Source organism: Collinsella sp. AF05-9 (genome assembly GCF_003465595.1).
Taxonomy (GTDB): domain Bacteria; phylum Actinomycetota; class Coriobacteriia; order Coriobacteriales; family Coriobacteriaceae; genus Collinsella.
In genome coordinates, this window is the sequence record NZ_QSBB01000079.1 from 1 (window position 1) to 1,294 (window position 1,294).

Below are 1,294 nucleotides of genomic sequence, written 5' to 3' on the forward strand. Positions count from 1 at the left end.
CGCGCGGCAAGGAGATATATTGCCAGACCGGAGGGGCGCCGGGGGCGGGAATCCCGTACTCCATATTTTGTTCACAAATTAATTAACTGGGCTCCAAGTTGCTCAGAGTCGCACATATGGTCATAAACCTCGGACAGACCGTATGCCTCGGGAATCTTGCTGTCCACTGTAGACATAGCATCTTTATACCCTCGTCGGTCTCCGCTAGTTAGCCCATCATAAATTGAAGGACAACGTTAACAAACCTATAAAACGCCAGCGGGGGCTCTATCACTAATTAGATAGAGCCACCGCTGGCGGAGTGTATTTGATTGAAACAACGCCCCTTAATTGATTTACTGGAAATAAGGAGCAAAAGATCCGTCCGGATATACGTGGCGACAGAACCCCGGAGCCGGCTGAGCGCCACCAGAAAGCGACATAAACAAAAAGATCGGCTCTACCTCACCGCGAGCGACAACGATGCCCTCGACTAAAGTCAATCCGAGCACGCCTAAAACAGAAAGGGCAAATGTTAGCTTATAAAATCAAAACCACCCCTAAAAGGGGTGGTTTGCTCTTAGGGTATAACCCTTGGATTTCCGGCACGCGTCTAAAGGCGCCGGCCCTCACGGGGTTCGGGCCGCACTGCAGGTTGACCCGTGACGGGCCGGTCAAACCGGCGCTACTTGCGCCCCGGCCCCCTATCGAAGGGGTCCTCGCACTCCTTGACGCTCAGCCGGTCGAGCGCGATGTCGGCCTTCTCCTGCTCCCGGATGTACTTCGCGATCGCGGCCTCGTTCAGGCCGACGGTGGATACGCAGTGGCCCTCGGCCCAGAACTTCCTGTTGCCGAACTTGTACTTCATGTTCGCGTGCCTGTCGAATACCATCGGCGAGCTTTTCCCCTTCAGGTAGCCCATCACGCTCGACACGCTGTACTTCGGCGGTATCGCCAGCAGCATGTGGACGTGGTCGGGCATCAGGTGCCCCTCGATGATCTCTATCCCCTTGTACTGGCAGAGCTTCCTGAAGATCTCCCCAAGGTCGGACCTTATTTGGTTGTAGATGACTTTGCGCCTATACTTCGGCGTGAACACGACGTGGTACTTGCACATCCACTTCGTGTGCGACAGGCTGTAGGCCTTCTGGGCCATACGCCACCACCGCCCTCTCGACTCGGATTCCTTGCGGCCTGAACAATCGCAAGTGTCCGGCGAGGGGGCGGCTTTGTAAAGCCGGTTGTCCCCACCCGCATAGCGGGTGGTTTCTGATGCGGCGCGCTGCGCGCCCCGCACAGGCTAAAGCCTTTAACG

1 protein-coding gene is annotated in these 1,294 nt (G+C 56.3%); it reads right to left on the reverse strand.

The window, feature by feature from the left end; all coding sequences use genetic code 11:
- Positions 1-664 precede the first annotated feature (664 nt).
- On the reverse strand, positions 665-1,135 hold the full coding sequence (gene tnpA / locus DWV43_RS09990; protein WP_117818462.1) for an IS200/IS605 family transposase: 471 nt from the start codon (positions 1,133-1,135) through the stop codon (positions 665-667).
- Between the last annotated feature and the right edge of the window lie 159 nt (positions 1,136-1,294).

Excerpts from the sequence above, each read along its gene's own strand:
- tnpA (WP_117818462.1), bottom strand. The coding sequence starts at position 1,135 with ATGGCCCAGAAGGCCTACAGCCTGTCGCACACGAAGTGGATGTGCAAG.